Raw genomic sequence first — 15,299 nt, forward strand, 5'->3', positions numbered from 1 at the left:
TTTATATATTAAAAATATGAAACAAATGAGGAAAAAAGTATGACTATTGGAGAACAACTAAGAGAAATACGAGATTCCTTAAATTTAACGCAGACACAAATGTGCGCTGGCGCGGTAACAGAATCTTTTTATTCTCGAGTAGAAAATGGAAAAAGTGAAATTAATATTGATGACCTGTTAGCGATTTTGAAGCAAAATCATGTTTCTGTGCGTGATTTTTTTAGTGTGTTTGATCAGTCAATGCAACGCAAAATTCAATATCATTGTATTCGATCGGCTATTAATAATCGCAATGTAGCCTGGTTGAAAAAAGAACAGAAAGATGAGCCGATTTTTAAGACAGAATTGACAGCAGTTATAGCTACTTTGACAAATAAGAAAGCTGATCTTTCTGATGATGCCCAGAGAAAAATAAAAAGCAATTTTGGAAGATTAGGTAAATGGGATGAAACTGCATTATGGAATTTGGCTAGTTTTATGTCTTTATACGATACAAGTGAGATAAAGATTTTAATTACAGATATCTATGAAAACAAAAATAGTATCAGTCTAAATGATTCTTTAACATTGGTTGCCTTGGTGAATGTAATGATGAGTTACTTGGGGCGTTCGTATCAAGAAAATGATCTCGGCTCAGTTTTGCAAACTATCCAGTTTATAAAAGAACTGCCAACGAATCCCGTTATTATGTTTCATAAATTGGTGACTATATACTATCAAGCTTTAATTAACCATGATCAGAAACGGTTAGATTTGATAACTAAAGTATTACAGAAGAACGGCTACGATAATTATCTAGCCTGGCTTCCGCAAAGGTGATGAATTATGAAAATTGGTGAGAGATTACATCGAGTGCGAAACTTGCATGGATTGACGCAAGAACAAATGGCTGCTGGAATAATTAGCAAGTCGCAATATTGGCGAATAGAAAAAGAGTCCAATGCAATTAGGGCTAGCAGTTTAATCAAAATTCTGAATCAAAACAAGATTTCAGTACTTAAGTTTTTTAAAGATGTTGACGATTCAGGAATTAAAAGAAGAGAATTGCAGGATTTAATTACTAATGCATATTTTGCACGCGATCATAAAAAATTAGAGAAAATAAAAAAGCAGTCGACTAATTTGCAAATGAAGCGATTGATAGATTGGTTATTGGCTGAGCTTAAAGGTGAAAGTCAGGATTTTCCCGATGAAGATAAAAGAAAACTAAGATATAACGTTTGGCAAGTTGAAAGATGGAACGATGATATCTTGTGGTTTTTCTTTCATACCTTGTATTTGTATAAGTATTCCAATTTGGAAGGAATAATCAATGCGCTCATTTCAAAGTTTACTAAGAATGAGAAGATCGAGGATCGTCAGCTGCAGTTAATTGCCAGTATCGCCGTGCGTTATTTGAATATTTGTTATAAGCAGAATAACAGGTATGAGGCCAAAAAGGTAATCCGATTTTTGCGAAAGATACCAGATAAGATTGAATTTGGATTAGCAAAAATGATTGCAGATTATTATGAAGCCTTGCTAAATAAGAAAAAGGTAGATGCTGAAGAGATTTTGGATTTGATTAAGGCGTGTGGTTATGAGAACTATTTGAGCTTAAATTAGGGAGATGAGATTAGTAAAAAATTAAATTTGTACTTTTTAATTTCAATTTTGCAGATAAGATTGTGCGATTGAAATTTCGAAACTAAGATAAAGATGTCAATATTTGTTATTTATTTTTTTGATAAGTGGAGACATTAAAATGAATAAGAAGATTAAAGTTACAAGTGCTGCAGCAGCAGTATTAGCAAGTTTAGTATTGGCAAATGCCAATGTGAATAATGAAGTTAAGGCTGATACTAAGGCGGTTAATGATACTAAGACTACTCAAAAAGCACAAACACCAGAAGAGGCTGCTAGGGCTAATGTTGCTAGTGCAAAAAAGAAAGTTGAGACTGAACAAGGCAACGTAGACAAAGCTCAAGGCGATTTGGATCAAGCTAAAAAAGATGCCGAAAAGCCAGACGCTGACTACAAAACGCAAAGCAACAAGGTCGATGGATTAAAGAAGACTGTTGACCAAAAGAATGAGGCATTGACTGACGCCAAAAATAAAGAAAAGGATGCCCAAGCTTTGGCTGATGAAGCTAACAATTCAGCTAAGGTTGACGCTGCTAAAGATGCTGTTACTAAGCAAAACGGCGTAGTAAAGAACGCAAACGATGCAAAAACTAATGCAGAAAAAGCAGTAACAGATAAGCAAAATGAAATTGATAAACTTGGTAAAGATGTTAAGACTGACACTCAAGATGTAAATGATAAGACTGCTGCTAAGAACAAAGCAGATCAAGCTGTTAAGGATGCTGAAGATGCTTTAAAGGGTACGGGTATTACTGAAGCTAAAAAAGAATTGGCTGCTGCTAATGAAGCTGTCGCCAAGACTCAAAAGGCATTAAAGGAAGCCAATGATGCTATCAATCAAGCTAATGGTGATAAGACTGCAGCTCAAAAAGCTTTGGCTACGGCGCAAACTGCACACGATACAGCTGTTACTAATCAAAAGATTGCTCAAAAGGCATATGATGATGCAAAGGCTGAATCAGATGCAGCAGATAAGAATTTAGTTGGTAAGAAGGATGAAATTAAAAATATTAATGAAAATATTTCACGTTTAAACGTTTTAACTCAAAATAATATTAACGTTGGGGATGCTGATAAATATAAGAAAGCTTATGCTGATTATATTAGCAGTAATCCTAATTTTAGTGAAAGAGTATTACCAGAAGAAGATGCTAATTATTTAACTGTTATTCGTAATAATAATCACTTTATCGGTTCAAAGGAAGATAAAGATACTGTAGTAGATGTCAATAATCTTTCAGATGATCAAATTAAGGAATTATCATTATTTACTGCTGACCTATTAAATAAAGTAAGATCACAATTGGGTGAAAATAGTACTGATGAAGTGACTCCAGGTGCAATTGATTTTACTAAACAAATAATTAAAAAGGGTAAAGAGGACTATAAGAACGGTAACTGGGATGGTAATTGGCACGATGCAACAGGAATTAATGAACTATCTAAAGAGAATGGCTTAGATTATAATTCTCAGTCTGATAGTAATGTATGGCAAAACTATGAAGACAAAGCACCCTTCTATTCAGATGCTATTACAAATATGAACGATTTGAAGAGAAATATTTATAATAGTTTGAATTCGATGATTCTTGGTAATAAAGGATACAATAATAAGTCACAAGCTGATGCCGAAACTGATGGTGTATACGAAATGGCACATGCTGCAGGTTTATTAAATCTAATGGCTTATACAGAGGATGAAATTAATAGTATTAAGCAATTCACGGAATTTCTTGAGAATGATATTAAATCCGATAAAGAAATATTAGCTCATAATCCAGATGCTACAGTAATGGAGTCTGTTAACGGTGGTCCACTTCATAAAGTTCCATTGAAGCAAGTTGTTGAAGAAAATGAAAAAGATCTTTCAGAAGCAATTGCACAACTTGAAAAAGGAACATCATGTACAACTATAAATAATAAAAAGTATACGGTAACACTTGGTAAAGCTCAATATGTTGCAGTAATTCCTGCAGTGAGTGAAAGAAAATCTAATCTAATCGATGCGCATTTTATTAATATAGCTCCAAGTCAAATTCATTCTGGTGCTAAATTTGATAAAACAATTATTCCATCATATGCATCACAAATTAAAGAAGTAAATAGTAAATTAAATCAAGCAAATAATGAACTTCCTAGTTTGAAATCAGAAGCTGAGAGATTAGGTGGCATTACAAGTGGAAAATTGACAGATTTAAAGAATAAAAATACAGCTGTTAAAGGTGCTCAAGATTCAATTGATAAAGCGAACAAAGATATTAAAAAAGCCAATGATGCTTTAGATACTGCCCAAAGAAAGAAGATTGCTCAGGAAGCACAACTTAAAAAAGATAAAAATGCTCAAAAAGATGCCCAAACACGTTATGGTAATTTAACAGCCGATAATAAAACTAAGGCTAATAATTTAGAAGCCGCTAAGAAGGCTCAAGAAAAAGCTAAGAATGCATTGTCAACTGCTAATAATACATTAACCAAAGCGAAAAACGCTCTTGATCAAGCTCAAAATGTAGATCTTCCAAAATTACAAAAAGTTGCTGATCAAAAAGCTAAAGATGCTACACAAGCTCAAACAAAGTTAGATCAATTAAAGCAACACGTTGAAGACTTAAAGAATGCAGCAACAATTTTAGCCAATGCTAAGAAAGCATTAACTGATGCTCAAACTGCATATGATACTGCTAAAAAGAATTATGACGATGCAAATGAAGTCTTGAATGGCGACTTGAAGACCAACAAAGATAAGGCCGACGCCAAAGTAGTCGCAGCACAAAAAGCATACGATGAAGCAGTTGCTAAATTGCAAGCAGCTAAAGATGCACTTGCCAAGGCTCAACAAAAGTTGCAAGATATTTTGGATGCTGAATATGCTCAATCAATCATTACTTCAGGTCTAACAGAGACTAAGAAGACAGATAAGCAAGAACCTGTTAAGATCCCAGAAGCAACCCCAGAGACTAAGACTGATGACATTTCTACTACTCCTAAGAAGATCCGCTTAACTCACAATGCCTTTGTTTACAACAAGCACGGTAAATTGATCAGAAAAGGTTTGCACATTAAATGGATTAAGCGCGATAAGCTGGTTAAAGTTTTGAAGAATGCCAAGATCGTTAAGATTAATGGCAAGAGATACTACCAGATCGGCAGAAACAAGTTCGTTAAGGTAGCAAACTTTGAAATTACTACTCATGCAGTCCACTTCAAAGCTAGACTCAAGGGCAACAAGAAGGTCAGAGCTTACAATCGTTCAGGTAAGTTTAACAAGCATTACGCACGTCCAAACCATACTTATACTTTCAACGAAAAGGTTAAGATCAATGGTAAGACCTACTACAAGATTGCTGGTACTAATAACTGGATTCCAGCTAAGAAATTAGCTTTGAAGAAATAGTTGAATTTTAGCTAATAAAGCAAGAGAACATTAACCGAAATTGGTTAATGTTCTTTTTGTATATTTATTATGGTATCTATTTTAAATAAATTTGATTTGAATTTGTTTCCCCATTGAATGAGCAATTTCGGCTAATTTATCAAAAGTTACATTATCTCCTCGTTCAATTCGTGCAATAGTAGATTGTGAAAACCCCTGTTCGCTCAGCTGAATTGGTCTGCGTTAATCTTGCTTCTTCACGGGCTTTATATAGTGCAATCGCACTAGCAGATTTTTCTTTGTCAGCGTAAGATTCTTTTGCAAACTCAGAATTTTTTAATTCTTGATCTAAAATATCATTGATTTTCATAACGATCCCACCATTCTTTTTTGTCCTTTTTAAGTTCCCTAATTATAGCATGTGAGAATAAAGTGCAGGATGAATTTGCTATACTATAAAAGAGTTATGACAATTATTTCTTCACGAAAGAGCATACTAAAATGACAACACAAGAAATCGAAAAACTCAAAAAAGTTGACGAAATCATGTTTAATCTTCAAGATTCTGTCGATCCTCTCAAAAAATTGTTGCAAGCAGGAAAGTTATTGAAAGAATTAAAACTGATTGATAATCCAACTGATACTGATGAAATCATTCAAGCTTATACTCAAAATGTGTATGAGCAATTAAACAAAATTATTGAACGCAAAAATGTTTCATTTAATCAAGCTACCTTAGATTATTTGCAAAAAGATCCCGACAATAATGAACCGGTAATTGTGCCAGCTAGAGAACATTTCAAAGAATATGCTTTAATTGTGTTGCGCTTCAATGATCAATTGGCCGCTTGGCGTAATGAAATGGACGGTCAAGATTACCGTGTTTTAGCAGAAAACTTGGATCAGCATCGCACCAATATTCATAATTTTTGTTTGTCCGACATCAAGATCATGAATCGTTTAGCTGAAAAAGCGCACCAAGCTCCATTTTCAGTCAGTTCAAAAGATGATCCTGATCGTACTGATTATGGTCAAGCAATCGTGAAGTTTTGTTGTGAGGATGTTTGTGGGGTTGTTAAGTCTAGTAAATAATCAAGTAACTGAGAATTTGTTTTCATGACAGATTCTCAGTTTTTTGCGCTTTCATGGAAAAATCTTCTATACAGAAGATTTCAAGCTTTTTATAGAAAAACCAAATACTATATAAAGTAAGAAAATGAGGTGCAAATATGACGATCGGACAACAACTTAAGAAAACACGACTTTTATTTGGTTTAACACAGGAAGAAATGAGTGCGGGAATTGTCAGTGAATCTTTTTATTCTAAGGTTGAAAGAGACAAGAATGCCATCACTATCAACAAACTAATCGCAATGTTGAATGCTAATAATATCTCTTTGAATGATTTCTTTAAGACTTTTGATAATGAAGGGATGCCAGAACTTAAGCTGCAAAGACAAATTTATTCGGCATTTAATGATCGCGATCTTGATCAGCTTCATCAGATAGAAAAAACTCTGTCTTCTAAAAATGATGTATTGTATTTTAAAACTAAGTTGATAATCGCAACATTAGAACATCGTTCAATTAAAATGCCAGATTCAATTCGTAAGCAATTAAAAACTAATTTAATAGATCTTGATCTAAAAGAGCAGGACTTTTGGGATTTGGCAATTAGCGTTCCTTTGTATCAATTTAGTGAATTTACTCCGTTGATGAGTTATATTATTGCTCATTTTTCAAAGCTGGATCTAGATAATCCTCAGGTAGTTATATCACTAATGAACTTATTGATTGGTTATCTTGACCGTGCTTATAGAGAAAAACATCTTGCGGAAGCAAAAAAGACTTTGAATTTTGCTAATAAAATACCTAATGACTTTGAAATTATGTTTCATAAATTAATCATTAAATATTATTCGGCTTTGATAGACAAAAATCTTGAAATGGCTAAAGGCATAACAGATCTTTTACAAATTTGTGGTTATCAAAGATACATTGATATGTTGCCGCAAGCTAATAGAGGATCAAAATGATTGGCGCGCATCTAAAAGAAGTGCGGAAGTCATTACATTTTTCGCAAGAATAGATGACTGAGGGAATATTGGATCGCTCATTTTATTCTCGAGTAGAAAATGATTGTAGTGAAATTAACGTTAATGATTTAGTCAAATTGCTGCATTATCATCGAATTCCGGTAGCAGATTTTTTACGAGGATTTGGGACGACATCAACTGATATTGAAATTTTGCAGAATCGGATTACTACGGCGTATTTAAATGAAGATGTGGTTACTCTGCAAGATCTTTATATTAATACTAAATTCGCTGATGTGAGAATGAAGAAAGTAGTACGGATATTAATTAATCGGTTGAACGGCGTCAACAATTTAGATGAAAGAGATAGAGAATTTAGCTATAGTTTTTTGAACGAAGATAACTGAAATTCTGAGAATCTTTGGTTAGTACTTCATATGCTAGATTTGTATGAATTATCTGATTTAAAGATATTGGTCGAAACTATTTTTCATAAAGTAATTCGTAAAAAAACAAATGAACGATCTATGCAACTGGCGGCACAGATCGCTCTTAAGTATTTGGAGATTTGCTGCAAGCGTCAAACTAAAAACAGTGAAATTAAGAATGCAATTGCTTTTTTGCAAAAACTGCCTAAAACAACTAATTTTGCAATTCATAGAATAGCAGCGGAGTATTATAATAGATTAGTTAACCATGATCAAGAAGGTGCTGATAAAATAGCAAACTTATTAGTTAGAAATTAGAGGCAGAAAATGACAATTGGTGAGGCGTTAAAACAAACCCGTTTGCATGCTGGATTGACGCAAGAAGAGATGGCTGCTGGAATTATCTCAGAATCATTTTATTCTAAGGTAGAAAGAGATATTCATGAAATTGATGCGAATTTGTTGATCAGAATTTTATCAAAGCATCATTTTGATGTTGGAAGTTTTTTTAGCCAAGTTAATAATTCTGATAATACAACTGATCCTGATTTTGATTTGATAAATCAAATTAGTTTTGCTCAAAATCGCAAAGATCTGAAAAAGCTGGATGAAATTGCGGCCAAAATAGCAAATCGAGGAGGTACATGTCCGCCTAGTTTCTGGCTTAAGTTTAGACTAGAGAATGCCTATGCCTGGGTACTTCATTCAGACAAACGGATTAGTCCCGAACTGAAGAGAAAGGTAAAGGCAGTCATCATGGATGAAGATTGGAACAGGACGGCTTATCATTATTTGAGTCAAGCTGTGATCTTTTTAGATATTGATGATGCCTATCAATTAGTTGATTCCGCATTTCGTTCATATGAGAAAAATCCGGCCACCGATACGTTCACTTTACAGTTTGTTGCGATAATTGTCGTTAATTTCTTGAATTGTTGTTTTCATAAGAATGCTAGTAAAAAATATACCGATCGCGCGATTCAATTTTTACGCGAATTGCCGGTTGATGGAGCTATTGGGATTAATAGTGTGCTCGGCACATATTATGAGGCGGTCTTTGACGGGGATGCCAAAACTGCGAAGGAAGTTATTGATGTCCTAAAAAAGAGTGGTTGTGTCTCGTTAATTGAAGATACTTTTAAAAAGTAGTGCAAACTGTCTAGGTCAAATTTAGGCAGTTTTTTCAATGCACACAAAAAATAAAATCTTCAATTTGGAAGATTTTATGATTAATTGCGTTTCTTTTAGTATCATAGAAATGTTTGTGCTTTAAATTAAGAAAAAGCCCGGTATTCAAAGATAGAAGTAGTATAACTATCCTTTGTCACTTTGGATACTGAAAATAGGAAAATGAGTTTAGAGAATGAAAAAAATAATCTATTCAGAGAGTTTCATCCAATTAGTCAAATACGTTTTAATTGGGGGGTTAGGGCTAGTTGTTGACTTTGGAGTCTACACGATTTTGACGCATTTCAAGATGAATGTAGAAATTGCTAATATTATTTCCTCAACTTGCGGAATAATTAATAATTTCTTTTGGAATTCGTATACTAATTTCAAGGTACACGACCGACTTTTATTACGGTTCATTTCGTATTTTTTTGTCGGTCAAATCACCACTGTTTTTACCACAGTTTCCTTATTTATCTTTGTTACACAACTAGGTTACCCTCACTTAATCGTGAAGGCGGTAGCGACTTTTGTTGCTACACTAATTCAGTTTATTATTAATAAAATAATTACTTTTAGAAAAGTCGGGAAGTAGAATGAAAAAATTGTCAATTGTGGTGCCGTGCTATAACGAGCAGGAGTCATTACTCCTGTTTTATCCAGCGGTGCAAAAAGTATTGCATGATATGCCAGTCAAAGCCGAGTATTGGTTTGTCGATGATGGTTCTCGTGATCATACCTTGCAGGAGATGCAAAAGCTGCACCAAGAAAATGAAGCCGTACATTATATTTCTTTTTCAAGAAATTTTGGCAAAGAAGCAGCAATTTATGCAGGTCTTAAAGCTGCTAAGGGAGATTATGTAGTCTTAATAGACGTAGATCTACAAGATCCGCCTGAGTTTTTACCGAAAATGTACCAGCTGCTTGAATCTGGTGAGTATGATGCGGTAGGGTGTCGTCGAATTGATCGCACGGGGGAGAGTAAATTTAAATCATTTTTGAGCGATCAATTTTATAAGGTGATTAATAAAATGTCTAAAACCGAGATCGTTTCAGGTGCACGGGATTATCGCATGATGACACGACAGATGGTTAATGCCGTTTTGTCAATACCCGAGTATAGTCGCTTTTCTAAGGGAATTTTTTCCTGGGTTGGTTTTAAAACTAAATATCTTGAATACCATAATGTAAAGCGTGTTGCTGGCGATACTGATTGGACGACCAAGAAGCTATTCAAGTATGCATTAAGTGGAATCGCCGACTTTTCACAAGCACCTTTAAATTTATCAGTTTGGATTGGGATAATTTCCTTTATATTGTCGATTTCTGGTATGATTTTTGTCATTGTCAGAAAAATTATCAATCCAGGATCTAGTATCTTTGGTTGGGCTAGTTTGGTTTCCGTGATTTTATTAATTGGTGGTTTGCAGCTGCTTTGTATCGGAATTATTGGACGCTATATTGGTAAAATTTATTTACAAGTGAAGAATCGACCAATTTACATTATTAAGGAAGAAAAGTAAGAAAAGGGAAAATAAAAGTAGAAGTCAATATAAAAAAGATAGATTGGGATAAAGTAGGCTGGCGTGTTTGCCCTTATATCATTATTTTGCTTGTAATTTATATGATGATCAGGAGTCAAATTTTAACGCATTCAGTTCTTTTAACCAGCGATGCGTTGCTACATTTCCAGAGACTCTACGATACGAGCATGCAGATTAAGACTGGAAATTTCTCATATTTTCAAACTAATTTTGCCTTTGGTCATTCTGGGAGAATTTTTAATGCCGTATATGGACCGTTTTTAGCCTATGCGGGTGGATTGTTATTGCTTTTAGTTCGTAATTGGTTTAATTTCCAGATTCTAGTAATTTTTATCGTATTTTTAATCACCGGAATTGGAATGTATCGATTGGCTTTGAAGGCAAAGGTCAATGAAGTTATCGCCATTTTACTTGCTGTATTGTATTTGCAATTTGGGATTGTTGCGAGAATTCTGCGTTTCAACTTTATGGCGTGGGGTGCAGCACTTGCTCCGTATGCTATGATGCAAGTACTTTATATGATTGAAGATAAAAAACGACCAATTCATTGGTTGAGTTTAGCTTTAATCATGGCATTGATTGCTCAAGTACACTTGCTATCGACTATTTTCATAGCTTGTCCCTTTTGCCATTTATGCTCTAGTTAAAACTGCTGAAAAGAAGCAGATGATTATTGATTTCTTCAAGGCAGTTGGCACAACGCCGGTATTAACAGCTAATATCTGGGGCGCGTTGTTAGTCTTATTTTGGAATAATAAGATTTCAATGCCCAATAGATATAACTTGTATTATCATGTCATTAAGTATAAGAAATTCACTAATATTCATGGATTTCTTTTATTCTCGCTGATTTTACTTCTTGTCTTTCAACTGATCTATGTATTGACGCATTTGCGAGAATCGGTTGTTAATACGTTGACTACCGTTGTTGGATTATTCATCTTGTTGATTTCATCGTATCTGATGCCATGGGCTAAGATCCAAGCAGTTTTTCCTAAGTTAACTTCTTCACTGCAGTTTCCTTACCGATTAACAGTGGGTGCATGGCCATTGCTTTTACTGGGAATAGGAATTTCAATGATTAATTTGATGAAGAAAAATATCAAGTTAGTTAACATGTTGGTGATTATGGGATTAGTTTTAGCATTTGCTCAAAACTTTGCCGCTAATTATACGACTAATAGAACTAGAGCATTAGAATTCTTGGATCCACATCACGTAGTAATTATTCAAACTTACAGCAAAATTACGAAACACCGCAAAAAGTTGCAACACATTTTGCGTTATACCAATAATGATCAGCTCTTTGAGGCCATTAACCATACTGAGCCAGATTATATGCCATATACTAAGCATGCTTCAAATGCGACATATCAAAAGAAGATTTTGAATCAAGCTAAGCATTATCATTACTAAGTTCAAGGCAGTAAGCTGATCCTTACTTGGCATAGTAAAAAAGCAAAGCTGAAAACTTTGCCAATTGTGATGTATCATCAATCTCGCTTAACTTTGAATGGGGAGCTCCAAACTAAGATGAAGCAAAATACTATTACGCAGTCAATTATCAAAGCAAGGAAAGGCAAGAATGCCGCTAGTTTGCAGTTTATGACGCCGATTTGGTTTAAAGTATTGCTAGTGATCAGTATTTTGGGTTGGATCGAACTGATTGTGTATGGTATTTTTGTAAAACAAAGAAAAATTAGCTTAAGATAAACGATTAACAGAATCTATGTACTATTGAAATTTTAGTACATAGGTCTTTTTAATTCACCGTAATAACAACTTTGTTATTTTTCAATTGTTAAATAAGTATTTGATTTATGAGCCATGAAAACGCTATTCTAAATATATAGAGAAAAAGAAAGGCGGAAGTTAAATAATGAAGAACGGTAAATATCAAGTACGCGCACAAGGTCATGGTTCAGAATCAATGCCAATGGCTGTTACTATCGAAGATGATAAGATCAAAAATATTGAAATTGATTCATCCGGCGAAACTAAAGGCGTTGCCGATGAAGTCTTCAACCGCTTGCCCAAGCAAATTATTGATAATCAAACTTTAAATGTTGATGCTGTTAGTGGTGCAACTATTTCAAGTCACGGCGTTGTAGATGGAATCGCACAAGCAATTACTGAAGCTGGTGGGGATGCTACAGAATGGAAGAAGCGTAATAAGCCGGTAGCTGCCAAAGCAACAGATGAAGAAATAACAGTCGACGTAGCAGTTGTCGGTGCTGGTGGTGCCGGTTTGGCTGCTGCAGTTCGCTCAATCCAACATGGTGAAAAAGTTGCTATTTTAGAAAAGTACCCACAAATTGGTGGTAATACTAGTCGTGCCGGTGGTCCAATGAACGCTGCCGAACCTGACTGGCAAAAGAATTTTAAGGCACTTCCAGGTGAAAAGGATACTTTGAAGGAATTAGCTGCAACTCCAATTGATCAAATTGATCCTGAATATCAAGATGACTTTAAGGAATTACAAAAGCAAATTAAAGAATACGTTGATTCAGGTGCAGATTACTTATTTGATTCAACTTTACTTCACGAAATCCAAACTTACTTGGGTGGTAAGAGAACTGACCTTAAAGGAAATGAAATTCACGGTAAGTATGCTTTAGTTCATGAATTAGTAACAAATGCATTGAACTCAGTTAAATGGTTAGCTGATTTAGGCGTTAAGTTCGACAATAGTGATGTAACTGAACCAGTTGGTGGTTTATGGCGTCGTGGTCACAAACCAGTTGAACCGATGGGTTATGCTTACATCCATATTTTAGGTGACTGGGTAAGAGACCACGGTGTTGATCCATATCTTGAAACTCGTGCTGAAAAATTAATCATCGAAGATGGCAAGGTTCGCGGTATAGTTGCTACTCGCGCCGATGGCAGCAAGTTGACTGTTCACTCAAAGGCTGTCATCTTAACTGCCGGTGGTTTTGGTGCCAACACTAAGATGGTCCAAAAGTACAATACTTATTGGCAAAAGATTGATGATGATATTGCTACAACTAACTCACCATCAATTACTGGTGACGGGATTAACTTGGGTCTTGAAGCTGGTGCCGACTTGTTCGGTATGGGCTTTATCCAATTGATGCCAGTAGCTGATCCAAAAACTGGTGAATTATTCACTGGTGTTGTTACTCCTCCGGCAAACTATATTATGGTTAATAAGGAAGGTAAACGTTTCGTTAACGAATTTGCGGAACGGGATGTGTTGGCTAAGGCAGTCATTGCTAATGGTGGATTAATCTATCAAATTGCTGATGATAAGATTAAGGAAACAGCCTACAATACTACTCAAGAATCACTTGATGCTCAAGTTAAAGCTGGTACTTTGTTTAGAGATGATACTTTGGAAGGTTTAGCTAAGCAAATTGGGATGGATCCAGATGTCTTAGTTGAAACTATTAAGAAGTACAACTCATATGTTGATGCAGGAAAAGATCCAGAATTCCATAAGAATGTATTGGGCTTGAAATGTGAAGTTGCTCCATTCTACGCAACCCCTCGTAAGCCTGCAATTCACCATACTATGGGTGGCTTGGTTATCGATACTAAGGCTCATGTTCTTAACAAAGACGGCAAGATCATTGATGGCTTGTACTCAGCTGGTGAAAATGCTGGTGGTATTCACGCAGGCAACCGTTTGGGTGGTAACTCATTGGCTGATATCTTTACCTTCGGCCGCATCGCTGCTAATACTGCTTATGAAGATATGCCAACGGAGCCAGACGCTACTTCTGGAGCTTCACAGAATTAATTGAGAAAGAAATAATATCAAAACTAAAAGAGTGAGATTTGATTCTTGCTCTTTTTGCGTTTAAAAATCAAATTTTGTGTAAAATAAAGAAGATGAAACGCAGAAGGGATAGATCAATGAAAAAGCTCATCACATTAATATTTCTAGCAATATTTCCATTCACTTGTGGGTTCATGAACATCGCTCACCGCGGCGATAACGAGCAGGGGAAATACGCTGAACACAGCTTTGCAGCATATGATCGTGTCGTTTGCGCACAAGTTGATTATTTAGAATTGGATTTGCAAGAAAGTGCCGACCATGTTTTAGTCGTTAGTCATGATAACAACTTGAGTCGCGTTTTTGGCGTGGATCAATCAATTGAAGAAAATACTTTTAAGAAGTTAACTAATTATCGTAATCAAAGCGGGGAAAGCATTCATTCACTCGAAGAGGTTTTTCAACGCTATCAAAATAACCCGCAAGTGAAGTTTATGCTAGAGCCAAAAGGCAATGGGGAAAATGCCAAAAGAATAGTTAAATTAGTTAATAAGTATCATTTGCAAAAGCGGGTTTTATTTGAATCATTTTCTGATTCAGCACTCAGTAAGCTAGCTCGCTTAGCACCCGAAATTCCGCGCACGCAATTAGCCGGCTCATATAAAGCGATCGGACGCAGTCAGGATTTTGCTGCTAGTTTTTATCTAGTGGCGCTGCCAATTATTTACGTGATAAAAACAAGAAATACATGCTATGGGGCGTAAACAGTAGTAAGCAAATGTATAAATTTTTAAATCCTGATAAGGGCGTTACCGGTTTATTGACTGATTTCCCGATTCGTTTAGCCAAAATTCTGCAAGAGAATAATCATTTTCGCATTCACTATCAATCGATAATTTTTCCGACTGAAAAGCTTGCTGCTAATCTTAAGTTAAAGAATGGTAATCAAGTGCAGGCTGACCAAGTTAAGTTGGTAAATAATCAATTGTGGTATCATGTTCAACCCAACATGTGGGTGAGTGAGAAAAATCTGTTTCACCATGAGTCTTCAGCTCCTCGTGCTCAAGTAGGTTTGGTTAAAGTTGACAAAGCAACACCGGTTTGGACAGATCTTTCGTTTAAAAAGTCAGCCGGCAAAACCTTGCGTGCCCACAGCCATTGGAACTACTTTGCTATAGCTAAATATCATGGCAAACGTGTTTATAATTTAGGTGGCAATCAGTGGATTAAGTGATGAATACAATACATCTATCTCTTTTTTCTAAAATAAATTCATGTTATAATCGTAACCAAAGCAAGAATCAAGAGGGATCGACTTTATTTACAGAGAAAAGCCAAACAGCTGAGAGGCCAGAAGTTGATTAGTAGCTTGATTAGCTGATTAAT

Annotated in this window: 17 protein-coding genes; 16 read left to right on the top strand and 1 reads right to left on the bottom strand. The window is 35.3% G+C overall.

What is annotated here, in order from left to right:
- The first annotated feature begins 39 nt into the window (after nt 1–39).
- The 3 genes from FC37_RS01325 (at nt 40) to FC37_RS10380 (ending at nt 5,014) form a co-directional block, all read left to right on the top strand.
- Nucleotides 40–819: a helix-turn-helix domain-containing protein gene (locus FC37_RS01325; RefSeq protein WP_025005079.1), complete on the top strand. Its 780-nt coding sequence runs from the start codon at nt 40–42 to the stop codon at nt 817–819.
- A 6-nt stretch (nt 820–825) separates the two neighbouring features.
- The gene (locus FC37_RS01330) at nt 826–1,605 is read left to right on the top strand and encodes a helix-turn-helix domain-containing protein (protein ID WP_025005078.1); all 780 of its coding nucleotides are present in this window, start codon (nt 826–828) and stop codon (nt 1,603–1,605) included.
- A 139-nt stretch (nt 1,606–1,744) separates the two neighbouring features.
- Nucleotides 1,745–5,014: an SEC10/PgrA surface exclusion domain-containing protein gene (locus FC37_RS10380; protein WP_025005077.1), complete on the top strand. Its 3,270-nt coding sequence runs from the start codon at nt 1,745–1,747 to the stop codon at nt 5,012–5,014.
- Nucleotides 5,015–5,177: 163 nt separating this feature from the next.
- On the opposite strand, the gene FC37_RS01340 is transcribed toward FC37_RS10380, so the two are convergent.
- A complete protein-coding gene (locus FC37_RS01340) occupies nt 5,178–5,363 on the bottom strand; it encodes a hypothetical protein (RefSeq protein WP_236697254.1) in 186 nt (61 codons plus the stop codon).
- A gap of 131 nt (nt 5,364–5,494) precedes the next feature.
- Between FC37_RS01340 and FC37_RS01345 the strand changes: the two genes are divergently transcribed.
- The 13 genes from FC37_RS01345 (at nt 5,495) to FC37_RS10670 (ending at nt 15,147) form a co-directional block, all read left to right on the top strand.
- A complete protein-coding gene (locus tag FC37_RS01345) occupies nt 5,495–6,085 on the top strand; it encodes a DUF3232 domain-containing protein (protein ID WP_025005076.1) in 591 nt (196 codons plus the stop codon).
- A 137-nt stretch (nt 6,086–6,222) separates the two neighbouring features.
- Nucleotides 6,223–7,029 (top strand): helix-turn-helix domain-containing protein, encoded by an 807-nt coding sequence (locus FC37_RS01350; RefSeq protein ID WP_025005075.1) that lies wholly within the window; start codon nt 6,223–6,225, stop codon nt 7,027–7,029.
- A 53-nt stretch (nt 7,030–7,082) separates the two neighbouring features.
- Complete coding sequence (locus tag FC37_RS10655) at nt 7,083–7,436, top strand: hypothetical protein (RefSeq protein WP_233187202.1); 354 nt, start codon at nt 7,083–7,085, stop codon at nt 7,434–7,436.
- Between the two features lie 30 nt (nt 7,437–7,466).
- Nucleotides 7,467–7,775, top strand: a complete 309-nt coding sequence (locus FC37_RS10660) for a hypothetical protein (RefSeq protein WP_236697255.1) — start codon at nt 7,467–7,469, stop codon at nt 7,773–7,775.
- Nucleotides 7,776–7,784: 9 nt separating this feature from the next.
- Nucleotides 7,785–8,606 (top strand): helix-turn-helix domain-containing protein, encoded by an 822-nt coding sequence (locus FC37_RS01360; protein ID WP_025005072.1) that lies wholly within the window; start codon nt 7,785–7,787, stop codon nt 8,604–8,606.
- A gap of 214 nt (nt 8,607–8,820) precedes the next feature.
- Nucleotides 8,821–9,222 (top strand): GtrA family protein, encoded by a 402-nt coding sequence (locus FC37_RS01365; protein ID WP_025005071.1) that lies wholly within the window; start codon nt 8,821–8,823, stop codon nt 9,220–9,222.
- 1 nt (nt 9,223) lies between these two features.
- Nucleotides 9,224–10,150, top strand: a complete 927-nt coding sequence (locus FC37_RS01370) for a glycosyltransferase family 2 protein (protein ID WP_025005070.1) — start codon at nt 9,224–9,226, stop codon at nt 10,148–10,150.
- 188 nt (nt 10,151–10,338) lie between these two features.
- Entirely contained in the window at nt 10,339–10,818 is a 480-nt protein-coding gene (locus tag FC37_RS01375) for a hypothetical protein (protein WP_025005069.1), read from the top strand.
- A gap of 19 nt (nt 10,819–10,837) precedes the next feature.
- Nucleotides 10,838–11,587, top strand: coding sequence for a hypothetical protein (locus tag FC37_RS01380; protein WP_056945452.1), 750 nt, complete (start codon nt 10,838–10,840; stop codon nt 11,585–11,587).
- Nucleotides 11,588–11,704: 117 nt separating this feature from the next.
- On the top strand, nt 11,705–11,884 hold the full coding sequence (locus tag FC37_RS01385) for a hypothetical protein (RefSeq protein ID WP_025005067.1): 180 nt from the start codon (nt 11,705–11,707) through the stop codon (nt 11,882–11,884).
- Between the two features lie 166 nt (nt 11,885–12,050).
- The gene (locus FC37_RS01390) at nt 12,051–13,934 is read left to right on the top strand and encodes a flavocytochrome c (RefSeq protein ID WP_025005066.1); all 1,884 of its coding nucleotides are present in this window, start codon (nt 12,051–12,053) and stop codon (nt 13,932–13,934) included.
- A 116-nt stretch (nt 13,935–14,050) separates the two neighbouring features.
- Entirely contained in the window at nt 14,051–14,677 is a 627-nt protein-coding gene (locus FC37_RS10665; protein WP_236697256.1) for a glycerophosphodiester phosphodiesterase, read from the top strand.
- Between the two features lie 14 nt (nt 14,678–14,691).
- The gene (locus FC37_RS10670; protein ID WP_236697257.1) at nt 14,692–15,147 is read left to right on the top strand and encodes a hypothetical protein; all 456 of its coding nucleotides are present in this window, start codon (nt 14,692–14,694) and stop codon (nt 15,145–15,147) included.
- The last annotated feature ends 152 nt before the right edge of the window (nt 15,148–15,299 follow it).

The organism is Lactobacillus gallinarum DSM 10532 = JCM 2011 (assembly GCF_001434975.1).
Lineage (GTDB): Bacteria > Bacillota > Bacilli > Lactobacillales > Lactobacillaceae > Lactobacillus > Lactobacillus gallinarum.

Excerpts from the sequence above, each read along its gene's own strand:
- FC37_RS01330 (WP_025005078.1), top strand. The coding sequence starts at position 826 with ATGAAAATTGGTGAGAGATTACATCGAGTGCGAAACTTGCATGGATTG.
- FC37_RS01345 (WP_025005076.1), top strand. The coding sequence starts at position 5,495 with ATGACAACACAAGAAATCGAAAAACTCAAAAAAGTTGACGAAATCATG.
- FC37_RS10670 (WP_236697257.1), top strand. The coding sequence starts at position 14,692 with ATGTATAAATTTTTAAATCCTGATAAGGGCGTTACCGGTTTATTGACT.
- FC37_RS10660 (WP_236697255.1), top strand. The coding sequence starts at position 7,467 with ATGCTAGATTTGTATGAATTATCTGATTTAAAGATATTGGTCGAAACT.
- FC37_RS01360 (WP_025005072.1), top strand. The coding sequence starts at position 7,785 with ATGACAATTGGTGAGGCGTTAAAACAAACCCGTTTGCATGCTGGATTG.
- FC37_RS01325 (WP_025005079.1), top strand. The coding sequence starts at position 40 with ATGACTATTGGAGAACAACTAAGAGAAATACGAGATTCCTTAAATTTA.
- FC37_RS10380 (WP_025005077.1), top strand. The coding sequence starts at position 1,745 with ATGAATAAGAAGATTAAAGTTACAAGTGCTGCAGCAGCAGTATTAGCA.
- FC37_RS01365 (WP_025005071.1), top strand. The coding sequence starts at position 8,821 with ATGAAAAAAATAATCTATTCAGAGAGTTTCATCCAATTAGTCAAATAC.
- FC37_RS01375 (WP_025005069.1), top strand. The coding sequence starts at position 10,339 with ATGCAGATTAAGACTGGAAATTTCTCATATTTTCAAACTAATTTTGCC.
- FC37_RS01340 (WP_236697254.1), bottom strand. The coding sequence starts at position 5,363 with ATGAAAATCAATGATATTTTAGATCAAGAATTAAAAAATTCTGAGTTT.
- FC37_RS10655 (WP_233187202.1), top strand. The coding sequence starts at position 7,083 with ATGACTGAGGGAATATTGGATCGCTCATTTTATTCTCGAGTAGAAAAT.
- FC37_RS01350 (WP_025005075.1), top strand. The coding sequence starts at position 6,223 with ATGACGATCGGACAACAACTTAAGAAAACACGACTTTTATTTGGTTTA.
- FC37_RS01370 (WP_025005070.1), top strand. The coding sequence starts at position 9,224 with ATGAAAAAATTGTCAATTGTGGTGCCGTGCTATAACGAGCAGGAGTCA.
- FC37_RS01380 (WP_056945452.1), top strand. The coding sequence starts at position 10,838 with ATGATTATTGATTTCTTCAAGGCAGTTGGCACAACGCCGGTATTAACA.
- FC37_RS10665 (WP_236697256.1), top strand. The coding sequence starts at position 14,051 with ATGAAAAAGCTCATCACATTAATATTTCTAGCAATATTTCCATTCACT.
- FC37_RS01390 (WP_025005066.1), top strand. The coding sequence starts at position 12,051 with ATGAAGAACGGTAAATATCAAGTACGCGCACAAGGTCATGGTTCAGAA.
- FC37_RS01385 (WP_025005067.1), top strand. The coding sequence starts at position 11,705 with ATGAAGCAAAATACTATTACGCAGTCAATTATCAAAGCAAGGAAAGGC.